This is a genomic window from Psychrobacillus sp., assembly GCF_032154225.1.
Lineage (GTDB): Bacteria > Bacillota > Bacilli > Bacillales_A > Planococcaceae > Psychrobacillus.
On record NZ_JALDYF010000034.1, the window covers coordinates 1 to 19,916 of the forward strand.

General features: G+C 38.3%; 19 protein-coding genes and 2 tRNA genes. 18 read left to right on the forward strand and 3 right to left on the reverse strand.

The features are described 5' to 3' along the window. The first annotated feature begins 5 nt into the window (after positions 1–5). Both RUH95_RS21055 and RUH95_RS21060 read left to right on the forward strand, forming a co-directional pair. Positions 6–437, forward strand: a complete 432-nt coding sequence (locus RUH95_RS21055) for a S1 domain-containing RNA-binding protein (protein ID WP_313894885.1) — start codon at positions 6–8, stop codon at positions 435–437. A 621-nt stretch (positions 438–1,058) separates the two neighbouring features. Then, entirely contained in the window at positions 1,059–1,508 is a 450-nt protein-coding gene (locus tag RUH95_RS21060) for a DinB family protein (RefSeq protein WP_313894867.1), read from the forward strand. A 45-nt stretch (positions 1,509–1,553) separates the two neighbouring features. Here RUH95_RS21060 and RUH95_RS21065 read toward each other — a convergent pair whose 3' ends face one another. The 3 genes from RUH95_RS21065 to RUH95_RS21075 all read right to left on the reverse strand — a co-directional run bounded on the left by RUH95_RS21065 (position 1,554) and on the right by RUH95_RS21075 (position 2,550). Further along, complete coding sequence (locus RUH95_RS21065; RefSeq protein ID WP_313894868.1) at positions 1,554–2,267, reverse strand: nucleotidyltransferase domain-containing protein; 714 nt, start codon at positions 2,265–2,267, stop codon at positions 1,554–1,556. Positions 2,268–2,344: 77 nt separating this feature from the next. Further along, positions 2,345–2,416, reverse strand: a tRNA-Glu gene (locus RUH95_RS21070). A 60-nt stretch (positions 2,417–2,476) separates the two neighbouring features. After that, a tRNA-Met gene (locus tag RUH95_RS21075) sits at positions 2,477–2,550 on the reverse strand. A 194-nt stretch (positions 2,551–2,744) separates the two neighbouring features. Here RUH95_RS21075 and RUH95_RS21080 point away from each other — a divergent pair. The 16 genes from RUH95_RS21080 (at position 2,745) to lysS (ending at position 19,583) form a co-directional block, all read left to right on the forward strand. Beyond that, the gene (locus RUH95_RS21080) at positions 2,745–5,120 is read left to right on the forward strand and encodes a SpoIIE family protein phosphatase (protein ID WP_313894869.1); all 2,376 of its coding nucleotides are present in this window, start codon (positions 2,745–2,747) and stop codon (positions 5,118–5,120) included. A gap of 22 nt (positions 5,121–5,142) precedes the next feature. Next, complete coding sequence (gene tilS, locus RUH95_RS21085; protein WP_313894870.1) at positions 5,143–6,531, forward strand: tRNA lysidine(34) synthetase TilS; 1,389 nt, start codon at positions 5,143–5,145, stop codon at positions 6,529–6,531. A 20-nt stretch (positions 6,532–6,551) separates the two neighbouring features. After that, positions 6,552–7,094 carry a hypoxanthine phosphoribosyltransferase gene (gene hpt / locus RUH95_RS21090; RefSeq protein ID WP_313894871.1) on the forward strand — a complete coding sequence of 181 codons (543 nt, stop codon included), beginning with the start codon at positions 6,552–6,554 and terminating at the stop codon, positions 7,092–7,094. Positions 7,095–7,191: 97 nt separating this feature from the next. Continuing rightward, entirely contained in the window at positions 7,192–9,204 is a 2,013-nt protein-coding gene (gene ftsH, locus RUH95_RS21095; RefSeq protein WP_313894872.1) for an ATP-dependent zinc metalloprotease FtsH, read from the forward strand. 119 nt (positions 9,205–9,323) lie between these two features. Continuing rightward, positions 9,324–10,106, forward strand: coding sequence for a type III pantothenate kinase (locus RUH95_RS21100; protein WP_313894873.1), 783 nt, complete (start codon positions 9,324–9,326; stop codon positions 10,104–10,106). Continuing rightward, the gene (gene hslO / locus RUH95_RS21105) at positions 10,107–10,988 is read left to right on the forward strand and encodes an Hsp33 family molecular chaperone HslO (protein WP_313894874.1); all 882 of its coding nucleotides are present in this window, start codon (positions 10,107–10,109) and stop codon (positions 10,986–10,988) included. Next, positions 10,972–11,904 (forward strand): peptidyl-prolyl cis-trans isomerase, encoded by a 933-nt coding sequence (locus RUH95_RS21110; protein WP_313894875.1) that lies wholly within the window; start codon positions 10,972–10,974, stop codon positions 11,902–11,904. Before hslO ends, RUH95_RS21110 begins: the two co-directional genes overlap by 17 nt. 176 nt (positions 11,905–12,080) lie before the next feature. Continuing rightward, the gene (gene cysK / locus RUH95_RS21115) at positions 12,081–13,004 is read left to right on the forward strand and encodes a cysteine synthase A (RefSeq protein ID WP_313894876.1); all 924 of its coding nucleotides are present in this window, start codon (positions 12,081–12,083) and stop codon (positions 13,002–13,004) included. A gap of 107 nt (positions 13,005–13,111) precedes the next feature. Next, positions 13,112–14,527, forward strand: a complete 1,416-nt coding sequence (locus RUH95_RS21120) for an anthranilate synthase component I family protein (RefSeq protein ID WP_313894877.1) — start codon at positions 13,112–13,114, stop codon at positions 14,525–14,527. Next, positions 14,524–15,114, forward strand: a complete 591-nt coding sequence (pabA, locus tag RUH95_RS21125; RefSeq protein WP_313894878.1) for an aminodeoxychorismate/anthranilate synthase component II — start codon at positions 14,524–14,526, stop codon at positions 15,112–15,114. The genes RUH95_RS21120 and pabA overlap by 4 nt, the downstream gene beginning before the upstream one ends. 2 nt (positions 15,115–15,116) lie before the next feature. Then, positions 15,117–15,959 carry an aminodeoxychorismate lyase gene (gene pabC, locus RUH95_RS21130; protein ID WP_313894879.1) on the forward strand — a complete coding sequence of 281 codons (843 nt, stop codon included), beginning with the start codon at positions 15,117–15,119 and terminating at the stop codon, positions 15,957–15,959. Further along, the gene (gene folP, locus RUH95_RS21135; RefSeq protein ID WP_313894880.1) at positions 15,956–16,813 is read left to right on the forward strand and encodes a dihydropteroate synthase; all 858 of its coding nucleotides are present in this window, start codon (positions 15,956–15,958) and stop codon (positions 16,811–16,813) included. The genes pabC and folP overlap by 4 nt, the downstream gene beginning before the upstream one ends. Before the next feature lie 5 nt (positions 16,814–16,818). Next, entirely contained in the window at positions 16,819–17,184 is a 366-nt protein-coding gene (gene folB / locus RUH95_RS21140) for a dihydroneopterin aldolase (protein WP_313894881.1), read from the forward strand. After that, on the forward strand, positions 17,181–17,699 hold the full coding sequence (gene folK, locus RUH95_RS21145) for a 2-amino-4-hydroxy-6-hydroxymethyldihydropteridine diphosphokinase (RefSeq protein WP_313894882.1): 519 nt from the start codon (positions 17,181–17,183) through the stop codon (positions 17,697–17,699). The genes folB and folK overlap by 4 nt, the downstream gene beginning before the upstream one ends. A gap of 2 nt (positions 17,700–17,701) precedes the next feature. After that, positions 17,702–17,875 (forward strand): helix-turn-helix domain-containing protein, encoded by a 174-nt coding sequence (locus RUH95_RS21150; protein ID WP_313894883.1) that lies wholly within the window; start codon positions 17,702–17,704, stop codon positions 17,873–17,875. A 217-nt stretch (positions 17,876–18,092) separates the two neighbouring features. Beyond that, positions 18,093–19,583: a lysine--tRNA ligase gene (gene lysS, locus RUH95_RS21155; RefSeq protein WP_313894884.1), complete on the forward strand. Its 1,491-nt coding sequence runs from the start codon at positions 18,093–18,095 to the stop codon at positions 19,581–19,583. The last annotated feature ends 333 nt before the right edge of the window (positions 19,584–19,916 follow it).

The following is a 19,916-nucleotide window of genomic DNA, read 5'->3' on the forward strand; positions in this document are numbered from 1 at the left end:
TTTTTATGTCAATTGAAGTAGGCAGCAAGGTACAAGGTAAAGTAACAGGAATCACTAACTTCGGAGCGTTCGTCGAGCTACCAGGAGGCTCAACAGGTTTGGTTCACATTAGCGAAGTTGCGGATAATTATGTGAAAGATATTAATGAGCATTTGAAGGTTGGAGATGTTGTAGAAGTTAAGGTGATGAATGTTGAAGCGGATGGCAAAATCGGATTATCTATCCGTAAAGCGAAGCCTCAAGCGGAAAGACCAGAGCGACCAGAACGTCCTCAGCGTCCACGTAACAACAATCGTTCAAATGATCGCGATCGTCCGATGAAAGAGAATTTTGAGCAAAAAATGACACGATTCTTAAAGGATAGTGAAGATCGTTTGTCTACGTTAAAGCGTGCAACAGAATCTAAACGCGGTGGCAGAGGCGCCAAAAGAGGATAAATTTGCTGTCTGTTTTATCGGTAGAAAAAAATGTTTAATAGATGAAAGGGCTGTCTCCATGGAGATAGTCCTTTTTGTGTTTAAAGAATAAAAATGTAGCCTGAACACAGGGATCAGTGGAGTGTATTCATGTTCTATCTACTTAAGCCATTTCATGTAGGAGTAAGAGAAAAAGTTCATCGACACTTCTAGTTAGAAATAGACCGACAATTTTCGTACGAAGTAAATTTGACCTCTATTTTTCCACTTTCTGCCCAAATGTAGAAGTGTCTCTTTCTAAAAAAACACATGAGCCGCCAAAATTGTATCTTTGGCGGCTAGCTTACTAGAAAGAATGTACTTGCTTCTTCAATTGCCAAAAATATTTAATTACTTGGCCCTGAAGTTTCGAGCGAACGGAAGGCGAACATTTGCCATACGATGACCGAAGAAAAAGCTTGTTGGAAGCGGCACAGCCACTTCCAACAAGCTTTTAAGATTTTCCGTTCATCGTATAACCCAATGTGAAGCCAGGAGTGAGCCGGAAACTGCGTCGCTAAGATGTTTTTGTTGTTAAAAAGCAGGTGATTAGACTTTGCTGTCGAACTGAGTTAAGAGAAATATATAATTGGGGTGAATTGTATGAACAAAGAAGAAATATTAGAGCACGAGCATAATTACATGCTGTGGCTTGATACTTTACAAGAGTTTTCTGAAGAACGGGCTATGTTGCCTTACGCAGAAGGTAAATGGTCACCAAATGAAATAGTTATGCATTTAGCTGAATGGGATCGATTTACGCTAGAAGAACGCTTGCCGTATATGAAAGAAGGGGAGAAGCTTGAAACGTTTCCAAATTTCGAATCCTTTAATGCAAACGCCGCAGCCCGTGCTCATGAACAAACATTTAAAGAAACCATCTCTTATGCGAAAAAACAGCGTCAATTCATTATTGAGCAGCTTCGTAAAAAGGATGAAGTAGAGTGGGATAAAGAGTTTTCTATCGGGATGCATACATTGTCTATTCGAAAGTATTTCGCTGATTTCATTGATCATGATCTTCATCACAAAAACCAAATTTCAAATAAATAAAAAGTGAATTCAAAAGTTAGCATTAAATAACTTTTGAATTCACTTTTATTTTCCTAAAGAAAAACCGTCAAATAGTCGTCCACCGTAGTGCTCTAAAATATTCTCTACAATATTAATTACTTTGTGCTTATCACCTGTTTTGTAATAAAGGTCAAAAGCTTCGACAAATCGCTCAGCGAACTTATCATCATAGTTTCTTAATGCGCGGACTATCCATTTTGATTCACCAATCCATTTACCATTAGTTCGTAAAACAAACTCGCTCGTTAGCGTGGCTAGTGAACCAGCGATGAATATTTCTTCATCTCTTTTTGTACTTCCGATAAAATCGTCTAAAGCATCCGTAATAAAATACTGTTTCATCGTTATTGTGTCACTAGACCATTGCTCTGGTCCATTTGCTAATAGTTGTCTTGCTTCGCTTTGAATAGACTCCATAATACCACTGTCTACGAGCAAAAGCCCTTCTGCAACCATTTTGGGTAATGAAGGTTTGGCTCTTTTACAATCGCTTTCAAAATAGTTTTTATACGAAGAAAAATTATGTGCAAAAACTTCTATTGGCCAGCCTCCGACAATTAATGATTCTCTATAAGCTGATATAAGGTCTTTGCTAAATACTACAATGTCTAAATCAGAAGTATGTGTTGCTTCTCCACGGACTACACTTCCTGCTAAAACAGCCCCTTGGCAATTAGGAAAGTGAAGAGAAATAAATTCTTTAGCAGCTTCAAATGGTTCTAGTCGATTTGTTTTCAATTACTATTCACCTCTATTTTACATAATAACAAAAAAGCTGTTTCAAAAGTTTTATCTTTTGAAACAGCTTTTTTAGATGACCCCTACGGGATTCGAACCCGTGTTACCGCCGTGAAAGGGCGGTGTCTTAACCGCTTGACCAAGGGGCCTCAATATTATTTAATGCTTGTTCGACAATATATGTAAACTACAAAAAAACAAAAAATAGATGGCGGCAGAGGGAGTCGAACCCACGACCTTTCGGGTATGAACCGAATGCTCTAGCCAGCTGAGCTACGCCGCCGTTTTAACGAACAAATCTCATATTACAAGCGTTTGGTCAAAGTGTCAATACTTCTTTTAAAAAAATTTACTTTTTTTCAATTCTTGACTGAAATAGTCGAAAACTTTTTATAGCAAGATGTCAGAAACAGACATACTTTTTGCATAGGTTCTAGGTATACTTCCATCAATAGTTGAATAAGGGGAGGTATATGTTTGAAAACAGTATACGAGCAGGATCAAAAAAGAAGTTTATCGTGGAGAGGGATTATAGAAAGTATAAAAGCTAGAAAGGTATCCATTTCTTTAACAATCGTCTTTTTTATACTTTCTTTCTTTTTAGCGCAAGTAGTATTATTTGAGGCTTCTGTACCGTTTTTCTTACCAATATGGGCACTTGTGAATTTGAGGTTTCAACGTTTTATCCCTTGGACGATAGCTGGAGCTATACTTGGAAGTTTGATGTTAGGTGTTGGACAAGTTGTCATCCATGCACTGCAAGCACTGCTATTTCTACTTTACTCTAAAAAAATCGTCAAAAAAGTTCCTTTACCTTTATTTGTATTTATAAATATTGTTTTTATTCAAGTCATTTGGCAGTTTGCGTCATATGGAGGAGAAGTTCCTGTTTCTGTTTGGTTGGCAATAGGGTATGAAGGAGTTTTGGCTCTATTTATGACGCTGTTTTTATTTCAACTTTTTCTTCCGATGCCTGACTTTCTTCATAAACGATGGACTGCGGAACGAATGGGCGCCGCTTTGTTAATAGGGGCTTTAGTTTTAACAGGCATGTCTTCTTTTATATTTGGTTATGTTTCCATTCCGTTGACTTTGGCTCATTTAGTAATCGCTGTTGCAGCGGCGGTAGGCGGAGTACAGCTTGCAACTGTAGTAGCGGTGCTTGCTGGGACGATATTAAGTATATCCAAGCTGAGTTTTAGCGGAATGATTGCGGTATATGCAGTTACTGGGATGCTAGCGGGACTTCATAAGTCATTCGGACGTTTGTGGCAAGCATTCAGTATGCTAGGGGCAACTTTTTTCTTCATTTTGTATGATCGTACATTGCCACTGGATTCTGTTTATATTGGGTCACTTGTGACAGCGTCCTTAGTGTTTTTTGCCATTCCTTCCATATGGATTAAGCATTTAAAAGATCAGCTTTTTCCTGATACATCGTCTGTTCTGATTAGAAGGCAAAAGTGGATGACTGAAAAGGTGAGTCATCAATTACAAGAGTTTCACCATTTTGTTGATTTTATTACCCGTTTTATTTCAGAACGTTTTGATCCTAAATCGACTGCGGAGCAGGGGGAGCAAAGCAACTCGTTGTCAACTTGTCATTCTTGTTTTCATTATGAGAAATGCTGGGGGGAAAAGTCGAACGGGATGCCAATTTTGATGGAGCAGTGGAATAGGGAGTCTAAAAGAACAAGATTTCAAGTGGAAAAGAAAATTCAATATAAATGTTTGAAACCAGCATTAATCATTCAGGAGTTAAAAGAACAAGAGGCAAAACAACAGTTGAATAGTCAACTTCAGCATGGGAAAAAAATGTTTGCTTTAAAACTTCGAGATATGGGGCATCATATGAATGATATTGTTAGTAATTTAGAAGAGAATGTTACGTTATACACTTCGCATGAGGAGGAAGTGAAGCAGAGGTTTCAGCAATGCAATATTCCATTTTTTCAAATAGATGTGTTGAATATAGCAGTAGGTAAGATGGAGGTTGTTTGTTGTTTACCAGTAGAATCAAAAGTTAAATTGGTTGGCGAGAGATTGATACTACCTATCTTATATGATTTATGGAAAGAGCCTTTTGAAATAACGTCTATGAAGGAAATGAATCACCCTTATGAACATATACAAATGACTTGCAAATCATCGGTTCGTTTCCAAGTGACGCATGATATTTACACATCATCTAGTAGAAATACAATCTATTCGGGAGATGCACATGCTGTTTTTCCGTTACACCCAGGGTTACTTGCAGTTATTTTATCTGATGGTATGGGGAATAATGTAGAAGCTCACCGTGAAAGTAGAAGAGTAATGCAATTCATGCGAGAATGTTTAAATAAAAAAATGGATCCTGAGACGACCATGCATACACTGCATTATATGATGGGCTTACAAGATGATACAGATAGCTATGCGACAGTTGATTTAGCGCTAATTGATTTACAAAAAGGAGAACTTTGGTCTTGGAAGGCTGGAAGCATGTCGACGTATTTAATCCGAGGAAATGACATGAGGAAAATCGAGAGCAAGCATGTACCATTCGGATTTTTACCTACTTTTACGATTGAAGCAAAAAAAGTTGATATTAAAGACGGAGATGTTTTAATCATGTTATCGGATGGTGTTTTTTCTTCGAATACATCGATTGAGAAACAGGAGGTATATTATAAAAAAATATTACAATATCCTTCTATGACTGCAGAGAAGTTTGTGAAAATGCTCGAAGAAACATATTCATTGCCTGGGGATGATCGGACGGTTATTTTTATGCAAGTAAAACATGTTGTTCCAGAATGGTCTATTTTCTCCCCGCGTGAAACATCTAAGTTCCAAGAGAAAATGATATAATAAAAAGAAAAGAGGTGAGAAGATGCTTCCATTTGTTCGAAAAGTAGAAAAGTATATGAACAAGCATAAGTTAATCGAAAAAGGACAGCGTCTTCTGATCGCTTGTTCAGGTGGAGCAGATTCTGTTGCGTTAGTACATGTACTATATGAGCTTCGAGAAGAATATGAGTTAGATATAGGCATTGCGCATACAGATCATCAACTTAGAGGAGAAGAGTCTGCAATGGATATGCGATTTGTGGAACAGCTCGCTAATCGCTTAGACTTGCCATTTTACAGCTCAAAGTTAGAAGTACCGGCAAGAGTTGAGGTAGAGGGTGGAAATGTTCAAGTTATTTGTAGAGAAGAGCGATATGCATTTTTTGAAAAGGTTATGGAGCAGCATCGTTATCACAAGCTTGTGCTTGGACATCATGCGGATGACCAAATCGAAACGGTTATTATGTCTTTAGTGAGGGGCTCGCTTAATTCATCGATTACGGGCATTCCGAGAACAAGGCCATTTGCAGAGGGACAAATTATTCGCCCTTTTTTATGTGTTACGAAGAAGGAAATTTTCCAGTTCACACAACAGCTAAATCAATTATTTAGGCATGACCCAAGTAATGATAAACATACATATACTCGAAATCGAATACGTCTAAAAGTAGTTCCTCTTTTGGAAGAAGAAAACCCTAATTTAAGTGACAGTATTCGTTCATTTGTAGAAAAACAGCAACAGGATGATCAGTTTTTACAAACGATGGCGGAGGAAAAGTTTGAACTACTTGTGACAATCGATACGAAAGGGACATTTTTTCTCGATACAATGCGCTTTTCTCAAACCCCGATTGCTTTACAAAGAAGAGTAGTTCTACTACTATTAAACTATATATACGGTAATTCCGATATACTGTTAAATGATCGCTTAATCGAGTCTGTATTAAATGCATGTAATGAGAGTAAAGGTAATACTGTTATGCATTTGCCTAACGGGTATTTTCTTATTCGTCACTATCGTTCAGTGCAATTTACATCCTCTTATGATGGATCTGTAAGAAAGAAAGAAATCATGATTGTAGAAAACTGCTGGCAGGAAATAGGTGCCGGTTTTTCTATCTACTTAACGAGACGTATGGAAGATGATTTTCTAGGGGAGAAATGGTTTATTCAACTAGAAGAGGAGGCTCTACCACTTTCTGTTCGACAAAAGGCGGAAGGGGATCGCATTCATATAAAAGGAATGGCATCTTCGAAAAAAATTTCTCGTTTGTTTATAGATGAAAAAATTTCATCTGAGGATCGGCTTGTTTGGCCTCTGCTTGTAAATCGAGGCGATGATATACTCGCAGTAATGGGACTTCGTTACGATGAGCAATTTTCAAAGGAATATAGCACACAAAATTATGTGGTGTATGTAAAACGCAATTAACTATTAGGAGGGAACTTGAGATGTTGGAAAAAGACATACTGAAAATTTTATTAACAGAAGAACAAATTCAAGAAAAAACAAAAGAGCTTGGTGCAGCACTGACTGCTGAATACGCAGAAAAGTTCCCATTAGCAATTGGTATTTTAAAAGGAGCAATGCCTTTTATGTCCGATTTGATGAAACGTGTGGATACTTATATTGAAATGGACTATATGGACGTTTCAAGTTATGGCAACGCAACAGTTTCTTCTGGGGAAGTAAAAATTGTGAAAGACTTAAACACGAGTGTAGAAGGTCGCGATATTTTAATTATTGAAGATATTATCGACAGCGGAATGACTTTAAGTTATTTAGTGGAACTGTTTAAATACCGTAAAGCGAAGTCGATTAAAATTGTTACATTACTTGATAAACCAACTGGTCGAAAAGTAGATTTAAAAGCAGATTTTGTTGGCTTTGAAGTGCCGGATGCTTTTGTAGTTGGATACGGATTAGATTATGCGGAGAAATATCGTAATTTGCCTTATGTAGGGGTATTGAAAAAAGAAGTTTATTCTTTTTAATTTAATATTTAGCTAAAAGGCTTTTCATTGTACGTCAAAAAGTTCATATGATAAGATTACATATAGTTTTTCTGTTTACCTTGTGAGGAGGCTGGGAATGAATCGAGCATTGCGTTACGCTATATTATACCTATTAATATTTTTTGTAATTGTTGGGATTTTTGCGACGTTTAATACGAGTAATAAACCAACTAAAAATATTAACTATAACGAATTTATGACTTCTCTAACTAAAGGAGAAGTAACAAGCTTTAGTATGCAACCTGAACAAGGTGTGTATTTTGTTGAAGGTAAGATGAAAGGCTATGAAGAAGGGGAAGTATTTTTAACAAAACTTCCATACAATAGCGATGCATTACAAACAAAGATTTATGATCTTGCAGATAAGAACGCAGTTGAGGTTGTAGTGAATCCAACACCTAAAACAAGCGGGTGGATTCAATTCTTCACTGGATTATTACCGTTCTTAATTATCATTATTTTATTCTTCTTCTTATTGAGTCAGTCTCAAGGCGGTGGAAACCGTGTGATGAACTTTGGTAAGAGTAAGGCAAAATTATATGATACTGAAAAGAAAAAAGTAAGATTTACTGACGTTGCTGGTGCAGATGAAGAAAAGGCTGAGCTAGTAGAAGTAGTAGATTTCTTAAAAGATCCACGTAAGTTTGTGGAAATCGGAGCTCGTATTCCGAAGGGGATTTTACTTGTAGGTCCTCCAGGTACTGGTAAAACCTTGCTTGCACGTGCAGTTGCAGGGGAATCTGGTGTACCGTTCTTCTCTATTAGTGGGTCGGACTTCGTAGAGATGTTTGTTGGAGTCGGGGCATCACGTGTTCGTGACTTGTTTGAAAACGCGAAGAAAAATGCACCATGTATTATTTTTATTGATGAAATTGATGCAGTAGGTCGTCAACGTGGAGCTGGTCTTGGTGGAGGGCACGATGAACGTGAACAAACACTTAACCAATTACTAGTTGAAATGGATGGTTTCGGTGCGAACGAAGGTATTATTATCGTTGCCGCAACGAATAGACCAGATGTTTTAGATCCAGCACTTCTTCGTCCAGGTCGTTTCGATCGTCAAATTACGGTAGGTCGTCCAGATGTTAAAGGACGTGAGGCGGTACTTAAAGTACATGCACGAAACAAACCTCTAGACGAGTCTGTGGATTTAAAAGCAATTGCGCAACGAACTCCAGGATTCTCTGGTGCAGATTTAGAAAACTTATTAAACGAAGCAGCTCTTGTGGCAGCTAGACGTGATAAGAAAAAAGTGGATATGAGTGATATTGATGAAGCGACGGATCGCGTAATAGCTGGTCCTGCAAAATCTGGTAAAGTTATCTCACAAAAAGAACGTAATATTGTTGCATACCATGAAGCTGGGCATGTAGTTGTCGGATTGACGTTAGATGACGCAGAAATCGTTCATAAAGTAACAATCGTTCCTCGTGGTCAAGCTGGTGGATATGCTGTAATGCTTCCAAAAGAAGATCGATACTTCATGACTAAACCGGAATTACTAGATAAAATTGCTGGATTACTTGGTGGTCGTGTAGCCGAAGATATTACTTTTGGAGAGGTATCTACAGGGGCTCATAATGATTTCCAACGTGCTACTGGAATTGCCAGAAGCATGGTTACAGAATATGGTATGAGTGATAAGTTAGGTCCGATGCAATTTGGTCAAGCACAAGGTGGAAATGTCTTCCTTGGACGTGACTTTAACTCAGAACAAAACTATTCGGATGCAATTGCGTATGAAATCGATCAAGAAATGCAATCGATGATTAAAGAGCAATATAATCGTACGAAAGAAATTTTAACTGAGAAACGCGAGCTATTAAATTTAATTGCAACTACTCTATTAGAGGTTGAAACATTAGATGCTGCTCAAATCTTACATTTAAAAGACCATGGTGTACTTCCGGAACGCCCATATGAACAGGCTAAAGAAGAAATCGATTTGGGAAAAAAAGATGAAGAAAAGCAAGCAAATATTCCGGATGTAACAGGAGATTCTACAGATCCATCTACTGGTGATTTACCAAAAGAAGAGGTTTTTGTAGAAATTCCGAAAAGTCCAATTCAAGAAGAACGCAAAGATTAATAGAATGTAGAAGTCGGTTGCTTATCGCATATACGTATATGCGAGGCAATCGGCTTTTTTCTTTGATTCATTATATGGTATGATGTTTTGGAAAACCTACTAGAAGTGAGGAAAAGTAGATGATACTTGTATTGGATACAGGAAATACTAACATTGTACTAGGTGTTTACGAGGATGATACATTGATTCATTATTGGCGAATGGAAACAGATCGCCTCAAAACAGAAGATGAGTATGGCATGCAAGTAAAAGCGCTATTTAACCATGCGAATATTTCTTTTGATCAAATAGAAGGCATTATTATTTCGTCTGTTGTGCCGCCAATTATGTTTTCGTTAGAAGCAATGTGTAAAAAATATTTTGGTATTAAACCGCTAGTAGTAGGTCCTGGGGTAAAAACAGGGTTAAATATTAAGTATGAAAATCCGAGAGAAGTCGGCGCGGATCGAATTGTGAATGCAGTTGCTGCTATTCATGAATACGGTAGTCCGCTCGTAATTGTTGATTTTGGAACAGCGACGACCTACTGTTTTGTAAATGAAAAAGGCGAGTATATGGGAGGGGCAATTGCTCCAGGTATTGGCATTTCAACAGAGGCATTATTTACGAAAGCAAGTAAACTTCCAAGAATCGAATTGACTCGCCCAGAACATGTTGTTGGAAAAAATACTGTTGCTGCGATGCAAGCTGGTATTATTTATGGATATGTCGGACAAGTTGAAGGTATCGTGAACCGTATGAAGAAAGTATCTAAGCAAGATCCGAAGGTTATTGCAACAGGTGGTATGGCTTCTTTAATTGGTGCAGAAACGACTATAATGGATGTTGTTGATCCTTTTTTAACATTAAAAGGGCTTTATTTAATTTATCAAAGAAACTTAGATGAAAGAGGTATGAAATAAATGAGTGATTATTTAGTAAGAGCAATAGCTTTCAATGGTAGTGTTCGTGCATTCGCTGTTCGAACGACAGATACAATTGGAGAAGCGCAACGTCGTCACCAAACTTGGCCAACAGCTTCTGCAGCACTTGGGAGATCTATGACTGCTGCAGTTATGATGGGTGCAATGTTAAAAGGGGAAGACAAGCTAACAGTTAAGGTTGAAGGAAAAGGTCCGATTGGTCCGATGATTATTGATAGTAATGCAAAAGGGGAAGTTCGTGGATATGTGACGAATCCTCAAACGCATTTTGATTTGAATGAGCAAGGGAAACTAGATGTTCGACGTGCAGTTGGGGACGAAGGAACATTAACGATTGTAAAAGACTTAGGCTTAAGAGATTTCTTTACGGGTCAAGTGCCGATTGTTTCGGGTGAACTTGGGGAAGACTTCACGTACTACTTTACTGTATCGGAACAAGTTCCGTCAGCGGTAGGACTTGGTGTTCTAGTAAATCCAGACAACTCTATATTGGCGGCAGGTGGATTTATTATCCAACTAATGCCAGGTGCAGATGATGAGACAATTACAATTATTGAAGAGCATTTAGGTAAAATGAAACCAGTTTCTGCGATGATTGAAAGAGGACTAACTCCTGAAGAGTTGCTATTTGAGATTTTAGGGAAAGAAAATGTACAAATTTTAGATTCTATGCCAGTTGCGTTTGAATGTAACTGCTCGAAGGATCGATTCGGTAGTGCAATTATTAGCCTTGGTGAAAGTGAAATTCGTGACATGATTAGTGAAGACGGAGGCGCAGAAGCAAGTTGTCACTTCTGTATGGAAACGTACAATTATTCCGTAGATGAATTGGAGTCGTTTATCGATGAAATCAACGCGTAATAACGTAAATACCCCACAAAAACGACATTTGAAAACGAAACCAGTCCTTATTGTACTTAGTATTCTTTTGATTGGAAATTTGCTATGGTTCATTGCTTGGTTAGTGCCGAACGAAAACGTAAAAAAAAGCAAAGCTGAAGAAGTTGCTTCTGTCGCTGGGAAAGTTATTACGAAAGAGCAATGGATGGCAGAAATGGAATCGATGTACGGAAAAGAAGTTTTGTTTAATATGGTGAATGCCAATGTAATGGAGGCTGCCGCCAAAAAAAATAAAATTGAAGTAATTGATCAAGAGATAGACTTGCAACTTGCGTTAATGCGTTCATCACAGGAAGGAACAGATTCGTCCCTTCAGTCGTTTGATGGTGAAGCTATGCGAAAGCAAATTCGCTCGCGCTTAATTTTGGAAAAGGTTTTAACGAAAGATATTGAAATCAAAGAAGATGCGATTCAGTCTTTTTACGATAACAATAAAAATCTATACAACATTCCTAACTCATATCGTACAAGTGTGATTTATGTTGCTTCTGAAAAAGAAGCGAAAGATGTACAGAAAGAGTTAAAAAATGGTTCTTCATTCGAAGGGCTTGCAAGAGAGCGTTCTAAAGATGCGAGCTCAGCAAGTCTTGGAGGGGACATTGGCTATGTATCAGAAGGTACAGAATCAGTGGATGCTGCTATCGCTTCCGCATTACCAAATGTGACTGTAGGTAAATGGAGTGAACCCATTGCTTTAAAGGACGGGCAGTTTGCGATTGTGCAAGTAGCTAGTACTTTTAAAGGAGAGTCGTTTACTTTTCCAGATGTAAAGGAACATATTCGCCGAGAGCTTGCGTTAGATCAACTTCCGCAATCGGTGACACAAGAAGCATTTTGGCAAGAGTTTGATGCAGAATGGTTTTATAGCGAGAAGTAATTATTTCTGAAATAGAGACTAACTAAACTTACAACAGCGTATCCTATATGGTGCGCTGTTTTTTAGATTAAATTTTTAAATTTTTGATGATGCAATACTGTTGACAGCGATTCTCTTCTATTGGTATTATAAATAAAATAAAACCTATAAACTAAGTAGGGATTAGGAGTGGGAAGATGACTAAGTTAGCGCAATCTGTAATAGATTTAATTGGAAAAACACCAATAGTGAAATTAAACAGAGTATCAAACCCTGAAGATGCAGAAGTTTACGTGAAATTAGAATATTTTAACCCAGGTAGTAGTGTGAAAGATCGAATTGCATTAGCAATGATTGAAGCGGCTGAAAAAGAAGGAAAACTTAAAGAAGGTAGCACAATTATTGAACCTACAAGTGGAAACACAGGTATTGGGCTTGCGATGATTGCGGCTGCAAAAGGTTACAAAGCAGCTTTGGTAATGCCGGATACAATGAGTTTAGAGCGTAGAAACCTACTTCGTGCATATGGTGCTGAATTAGTATTAACACCTGGAGCAGAAGGTATGAAAGGTGCAATTGCTAAAGCTGAAGAACTTGCAAATGAAAACGGTTGGTTTTTGCCGCAACAATTTAATAATGCAGCAAATCCAGAAGTTCATCGTTTGACGACTGGACCGGAAATTGTAGAAGCATTTGATGAGTTACATGGTTTTGTATCTGGAATTGGTACTGGTGGGACGATTACAGGTGCAGGTGGGGTATTAAAAGAAAATTTCCCAGGTATTCATATTGCAGCTGTTGAACCAAAAGATTCTAATATTCTTTCTGGAGGTAAACCAGGGCCGCATAAAATTCAAGGTATTGGTGCTGGATTTATACCTACTGTATTGGATACGGAATTGTATGATACGGTTATTCAAGTATCGAATGAAGATGCTTATGATACATCTCGTCTAGTAGCGGTATCAGAAGGTATTCTTGGTGGTGTTTCTGCGGGAGCGGCAATTTTTGCAGCACTTCAACTTGCAAAAGAGCTTGGAAAAGGGAAAAAGGTATTGGCAATTATTCCTGACAACGGCGAACGTTATTTAAGCACACCATTATACCAATTCGAAGATTAATAAAAAAATATAGAGAGGGGGCTTCGATGCCTCCTCTTTTTTGTAGCGAAAAGGACCTGTTTCGAGTTAAGATGGAGGCAAATCGTTTTTTAGGGGGATTTGATAAAGTGGAATCACTTACATTACAAACGCATACTTTCAACTTGTCGAAAGAAGCCTTTTTTTATGCATATAAAGAAATAACAAAAGATCAGCAGCATCACTTGTTTTTAGAGAGTGGTAGAGGGGGACATTTGTCTGTTGCTGCTTGGAATCCATTTGCAGTGACGAAATCTGTTGGTGCAGGTTTACATATTCAGTGGAGAACTGGCGATGAAGAAGTACGTGCTGGTGAACCGGTTGAGGAATTAGAAAAGCTTGTTGCATCGTATAGGGTTCCTTATCAAAAAGAATTACCAGACTTCCAAGGTGGAGCAGCTGGTTTTATTTGCTATGATTATGCGAGAAAAATAGAAGTGTTGCCTACTTTAGCAGCAGATGATCTTCAAGTTCCTGATATATACTTTTATGTATTCGATTTTTGGGCAGTGCTGGATGTAGAAACCGAAACGGTTACATTGATGAAACTTTCTACTAGTCAGGTAGATTTAGTTGAACTAGCACAACAGTTGACGAGTGCAGCTACTATTGGATTGGGGAACCGTATATTTGAAGCGGGCGGAGCTACAGAAGTAATCGAAGATACGACGGAATTGTATGTTTCTATGGAGCCTGCTGAATTTGAAGACGCAGTTCGAAAGGTGCAACAGTATATCGCACAAGGAGATGTTTTTCAAGTTAATCTGTCTGTACGTCAATCGAAAAAGTTACATGCTGAACCAATTACTATGTATGAGGCACTTCGCGCATTTAATCCTTCTCCATATATGGCATTCATCCAATCACCGGATTTTGCCATTGTGTCTGGATCACCAGAATTATTAGTGAAGAAAAAAGGAACGGATATGTCTACTCGACCAATTGCGGGAACTAGACCACGTGGGAAAAGTGATGAGGAAGATATCGCGTTAGCAAGTGATTTGATCGAAAATGAAAAAGAGCGAGCGGAGCATGTGATGCTTGTAGACCTAGAAAGAAATGATTTAGGCAGAGTATCTACTTATGGAACTGTGGAAGTAGATGAATTTATGGTAATTGAACGTTATTCACATGTGATGCATATTGTATCGAACATAAAAGGAGAACTTCATCCAGGTACATCGAATACAAAAATAATCCAAGCGATGTTTCCTGGAGGAACGATTACTGGAGCACCTAAAATCCGTACAATGGAAATAATTGAAGAGTTAGAACCTGTTCGTCGAGGGATATATACAGGTTCTATTGGGTGGCTTGGTTTTTCAGGAGACTTAGAGTTGAATATTGTTATTCGAACTGCTTTTATTCAAGATGGAATGGCTCATATTCAAGCTGGGGCTGGGATTGTCATCGATTCAATTCCGAGCGCAGAGTATATGGAGTCGTTAAATAAAGCAAAAGCCCTATGGCAAGCGAAAGCTATGGCAGAAGGAGGAAGCCGATGATTTTAATGATTGATAACTATGATTCTTTTACGTATAATCTCGTTCAATACATTGGAGAGTTTGGTGTGGAAGTAAAGGTTGTTCGTAATGATGAAGTGACGATAGCAGACATTGAACAATTAGCGCCAGAGGTACTTGTCGTGTCTCCGGGTCCTTGCACACCAAACGAAGCAGGGATTAGTTTAGAGGTAATCACGCATTTCGCTGGGAAAATACCGGTATTAGGCGTTTGTCTTGGACATCAGTCGATTGGGCAAGCGTTTGGTGGGAAAGTTATTCGTGCAGAAAGGCTAATGCACGGAAAAACGTCACCAGTATTTCATGATAATAAAGGCGTTAATAAAAATATGCCAAATCCATTTCAAGCGACCAGATATCATTCTTTGTTAGTAGAAAAAGAATCTTTACCGAACTGTTTGGAAATCACTTCTTGGACCGAAGAAGGGGAGATTATGGGGCTTCGCCATAAAGAGTTTGCGGTGGAAGGTGTTCAATATCACCCAGAGTCCATTATGACGGAAGAAGGTAAAAAGCTTATCCAAAATTTTCTCAAAGTGCATAGCTCTGCCGTTAGGGAGCTTAACTAACTATGGACGCATGGAAGGACGGGAAGTTATGTCGTGCGGATGAACTGATGGTATCTGCTTATGATCACGGCTTTTTATATGGATTAGGTTTTTTCGAAACGTTTCGTACGTATGATGGACAAGCGTTTTTGTGGGATGAGCATTGGTGTCGGCTTTCAAAGGCACTTGCTGATTATCGGATATCATTGCCGTATGACAAAGAGATGATTTTGGAAGCTGTGGAAGCATTAGCTGAAGCAAATAATGGAGAAGATGGTTATTATCGATTAAATATTTCTGCAGGAGTGCACGATATCGGGCTTCAGCCAGATCAATATGAAAAGCCGACCGTGATTTTATTTCGAAAATTATTGCATGTGACGCCTAGGGGAACTGAAAAGTCTGCTGCACTGCTGCAAACACCAAGAAATTCTCCTGAAAGCGCGGTTCGTCATAAATCACATCACTTTGCAAATAATGTACAAGCTAGATTTGAAGTGGAATCTCTTGCGAAAACGGAAGGCATCTTTCTGACGTCGGATGGATTCGTTGCGGAAGGTATTACATCGAACATCTTTTGGGTGAAAGAAGGAAGAATTTTCACTCCATCTTTGGAAACGGGTATATTAGCTGGTATTACGCGAGAGTGGATTATACAAAATTCTACTATTTCTGTAGAGGAAGGTTTATATACATTAGATATGTTGGAGGATGCGGAAGAATTATTTATTTCGAATGCAGTTCAAGAACTAGTTCCTATAAAAAATTTAGGTGCCAAGCAATATCTTGGAAATAAAGGACCTGTGTATACGATGCTCCACGAGTTATATGTGCAGCAAGTTCACGGTGAAAGGAAAGAACGATGAACTTACAATACAACACACAAGTTTTTAAAGCTGGTGGAGTGACATTAGATTTTCGAAAAGAAACGATTGTTATGGGGATTTTAAACGTCACACCAGATTCATTTTCGGACGGCGGCAAGTTTAATGAAGTAGAAGCAGCTGTAGCTAGAGCAAAACAAATGGTTGCAGATGGAGCAAAAATTATTGATATTGGTGGCGAATCAACAAGACCAGGTCATACAGTTATATCAGACGATGAAGAAATTGCACGTGTGGTTCCAGTAATTAAAGCAATTAGTGACCAGGTAGATGCTGTGATTTCTATCGATACTTATAAATCGACTGTAGCTAGAGCGGCTGTACTTGCGGGTGCACATGTGATTAATGATATTTGGGGTGCGAAAAAAGACCAGGAAGTAGCAAAGGTAGCTGCGGAATTTGGTGTGCCGATTATTTTAATGCATAACCGAGATAATGAAGACTATAAAGACTTTTGGCCAGAAGCAAAGAAAGATTTAGAGGAATGTGTGCAAATTGCTAAAGCAGCTGGAGTTCCAGATGAGCATATTTGGTTAGATCCAGGTATAGGCTTTGGAAAAACGACAACGCAAAATATTTGGATGATGCAGCATTTAAATGAATTAGTAGATATGGGTTACCCAGTATTACTTGCAACTTCTCGCAAACGACTGATTGGTAATGTGTTGAACCTTCCAGTGGATCAACGAATAGAAGGAACTGGTGCAACTGTTTGTTATGGCTTGCAAGTAGGATGTCATATGGTGCGTGTGCATGATGTGAAAGAAATTGCGCGCATGACGAAAATGATGGATGTGTTAACAGGGAAAGTGTTGTATGAAGAAAGTGAGGTTTAATGAGTATGGATTTTATACATTTGAATGACTTAGAGTTTTACGGGTATCACGGAGCGTTGCCAGAAGAAACGAAGCTTGGACAAATTTTCCGAGTAACAATTACTTTAGCTTGCGATTTAAGAAAGGCTGGGGAAACGGATGATTTGAATGCAACGGTTAACTATGCGGAAGTTTTTGAGTTATGTAAAGAAATTGTAGAAGGTGAGCCATCTTTATTAATAGAAGCAGTTGCCGAAAAGATTGCTTCTCGTATTTTAGAGGATTTTAAAACGAAGGTGAGTGGCTGCCGTATTTTATTGGTGAAGCCAAACCCTCCAATCGCGGGTCATTACGCTTCTGTTGCAGTTGATATTACGAGAGGCACACTATGAACGTAGCGTATTTATCGATTGGCTCGAATATTGGTGAACGCTTGGATTATTTGAAGCAATCGGTAGGCATGTTGATGGGTTCGAAAGATATTCAAGTAAGTAGCGTATCTTCTGTTTATGAAACAGATCCGGTCGGCTATGTGGATCAAGCGGCTTTTTTAAATATTGTAGTGGAACTAAAGACTTTATTGGCACCACATGATTTATTGAAAAAATGCAACGAGATTGAGGATGAACTTGGTCGCACGCGCAAAATTCGTTGGGGTCCCCGAACTGTTGACCTTGATATTCTATTATATAATGAAGAAAACATGAAAACGGAGCAACTCATTATTCCGCATCCAAGGATGAAGGAAAGAGGTTTCGTGCTTATTCCCTTAGCGGAATTGAATCCGGACTTAGTATTACCAGATTCAAAGTTATCGTTATCGGAGCTTGCATATGCTCAGAAAGAGGGCGTCCATTTATGGAAGAAATTAGATGGGGTCGACGCATTCGTGCATTTCGAAGGTTAAAATTGATCAATCAAGCTGAACTTGCTCATAAGATTAATGTGTCTATTACTAACCTTAGTCAGATAGAACAGGGTAAACGAGTTCCTAGTGATGAACAGTTGGAACAAATTGCGTTTGTATTTGGTATAAAGCTAGAGGAATTAAAAGGATCAATAAAGGAAGATGAACACGGCTGACTCTTTCTTATTTAACGGAGCGTATTGCTGAATAATACGTGGGCTGTCACATAATGTGGCGGCTCTTTTCATTTTAATTGGTCGTCAGAATAATGAGAAATAATGAATGGCGGAATAAAAAGATGAATGGTGTCCAGAAATTGTGTACAATAAGTTCAACGTAAAAAAATGATACTTGCGTATTTAAGTAAGTAATAGTTAGTGGAGGAGTGACAGTATGTCTAATGTAGAAGAATTAAACGATCAACTTTTGGTGAGAAGACAAAAGATGGCTGCGATACAAGAAACAGGACTAGATCCTTTTGGTAGTAAATTTGAACGTACACACTCAAGTGAACAAGTAGTAACGGAATTTGAAGCGTTCACAAAAGAACAATTAGATGAAACACCTCATGAGGTAATCATTGCAGGCCGTATTATGACTAAACGTGGAAAAGGGAAAGCTGGTTTCGCACATATTCAAGATTTAGCTGGTCAAATCCAAATTTATGTACGTAAAGATGCTATTGGTGACGATGCATATGAATTGTTTAATTCGGCAGACCTAGGAGATATCGTTGGAATACGAGGAAATGTATTCCGCACGCAAGTGGGTGAATTGTCTGTTAAAGCAGTAGAATTCACATTTTTAACAAAATCGTTACGTCCGATGCCTGAGAAATTCCATGGTTTGAAAGATGTGGAACAGCGTTACCGTCAACGCTACTTAGATTTAATGACTAGTGAAGACAGCAAAAGAACATTCATTTCAAGAAGCCGTATCATTCAAGCAATACGCCGCTACTTAGATGGACAAGGCTTTTTAGAAGTAGAAACTCCAATGTTGCACACTATTGCAGGTGGAGCAGCTGCCCGTCCTTTCATTACACATCATAATGCATTAGATATGGAGCTGTACTTACGTATTGCAATTGAATTACATTTAAAACGCCTAATCGTAGGTGGATTAGAAAAAGTATATGAAATTGGTCGCGTATTCCGAAATGAAGGTGTTTCAACGCGTCATAATCCTGAATTCACAATGATCGAGTTATATGAGGCGTATGCTGATTACAACGATATTATGAATTTAACAGAGAACTTGGTGGCGCATGTTGCGCAAGAGGTGCTAGGTTCGACTACAGTGATGTACGGGGAAGATGAGATTAATCTTGCACCAGGCTGGAGACGTTGGCATATGGCCGATGCAGTAAAAGAAACAACAGGAGTAGACTTCTGGAATGAAATGACGAAAGAAGATGCGCATGCTTTAGCAAAAAAACATGGAGTAGATGTAAAACCTTCTATGGAAATAGGGCATGTATTAAATGAATTCTTTGAGCAAAAAGTAGAAGAAACATTAGTGCAACCGACATTTATCTATGGACATCCAGTGGAAGTATCTCCACTTGCTAAGAAAAATCCAGAAGACGGTCGTTTTACAGATCGTTTTGAATTGTTCATCGTTCGACGCGAACATGCCAATGCGTTTACTGAGTTGAATGATCCAATTGATCAACGTCAACGCTTCGAAGCGCAAATGGTTGAAAAAGAAGCGGGTAATGACGAAGCGCATGAAATGGATGAAGACTTCTTAGAGGCATTAGAGTATGGTATGCCTCCAACAGGTGGTCTTGGAATAGGAATAGATCGATTAGTAATGTTATTAACTAATTCTTCTTCTATTCGTGATGTATTATTGTTCCCAACAATGCGTCACAGAGATTAATAAGTCTGTCGTAAGTTACTTATTATAGTAAGGTGTTAAAATCAAGAGGTGAGTTACTACTATTTGTGGTGTCTCACCTTTTGATTTTCTCTATATATAGTGTAGAAAAGTTTATTGAAAGTTTATTGATAAAAAGGCTTGTCATCGCGGTGATGCGATGGTATAGTTATCAAGTTGTCATTTTAAGTAATGAATTTCTTCAAAACAAATTAAAAAAGTTGTTGACATTAATATTTGGAACTGTTATGATATTAAAGTCGCCAAAACGAGACGACGATATGAACATTGAAAACTGAACATGCAAAACGTTAAGAAATATAGCTAGAAAGATTA

Coding starts and splice junctions, on each gene's coding strand:
- pabC (WP_313894879.1), top strand. CDS start 15,117: ATGGACGCATGGAAGGACGGGAAGTTATGTCGTGCGGATGAACTGATG.
- RUH95_RS21100 (WP_313894873.1), top strand. CDS start 9,324: ATGATACTTGTATTGGATACAGGAAATACTAACATTGTACTAGGTGTT.
- lysS (WP_313894884.1), top strand. CDS start 18,093: ATGTCTAATGTAGAAGAATTAAACGATCAACTTTTGGTGAGAAGACAA.
- RUH95_RS21060 (WP_313894867.1), top strand. CDS start 1,059: ATGAACAAAGAAGAAATATTAGAGCACGAGCATAATTACATGCTGTGG.
- RUH95_RS21055 (WP_313894885.1), top strand. CDS start 6: ATGTCAATTGAAGTAGGCAGCAAGGTACAAGGTAAAGTAACAGGAATC.
- cysK (WP_313894876.1), top strand. CDS start 12,081: ATGACTAAGTTAGCGCAATCTGTAATAGATTTAATTGGAAAAACACCA.
- RUH95_RS21110 (WP_313894875.1), top strand. CDS start 10,972: ATGAAATCAACGCGTAATAACGTAAATACCCCACAAAAACGACATTTG.
- hpt (WP_313894871.1), top strand. CDS start 6,552: ATGTTGGAAAAAGACATACTGAAAATTTTATTAACAGAAGAACAAATT.
- folP (WP_313894880.1), top strand. CDS start 15,956: ATGAACTTACAATACAACACACAAGTTTTTAAAGCTGGTGGAGTGACA.
- tilS (WP_313894870.1), top strand. CDS start 5,143: ATGCTTCCATTTGTTCGAAAAGTAGAAAAGTATATGAACAAGCATAAG.
- pabA (WP_313894878.1), top strand. CDS start 14,524: ATGATTTTAATGATTGATAACTATGATTCTTTTACGTATAATCTCGTT.
- ftsH (WP_313894872.1), top strand. CDS start 7,192: ATGAATCGAGCATTGCGTTACGCTATATTATACCTATTAATATTTTTT.
- folB (WP_313894881.1), top strand. CDS start 16,819: ATGGATTTTATACATTTGAATGACTTAGAGTTTTACGGGTATCACGGA.
- hslO (WP_313894874.1), top strand. CDS start 10,107: ATGAGTGATTATTTAGTAAGAGCAATAGCTTTCAATGGTAGTGTTCGT.
- folK (WP_313894882.1), top strand. CDS start 17,181: ATGAACGTAGCGTATTTATCGATTGGCTCGAATATTGGTGAACGCTTG.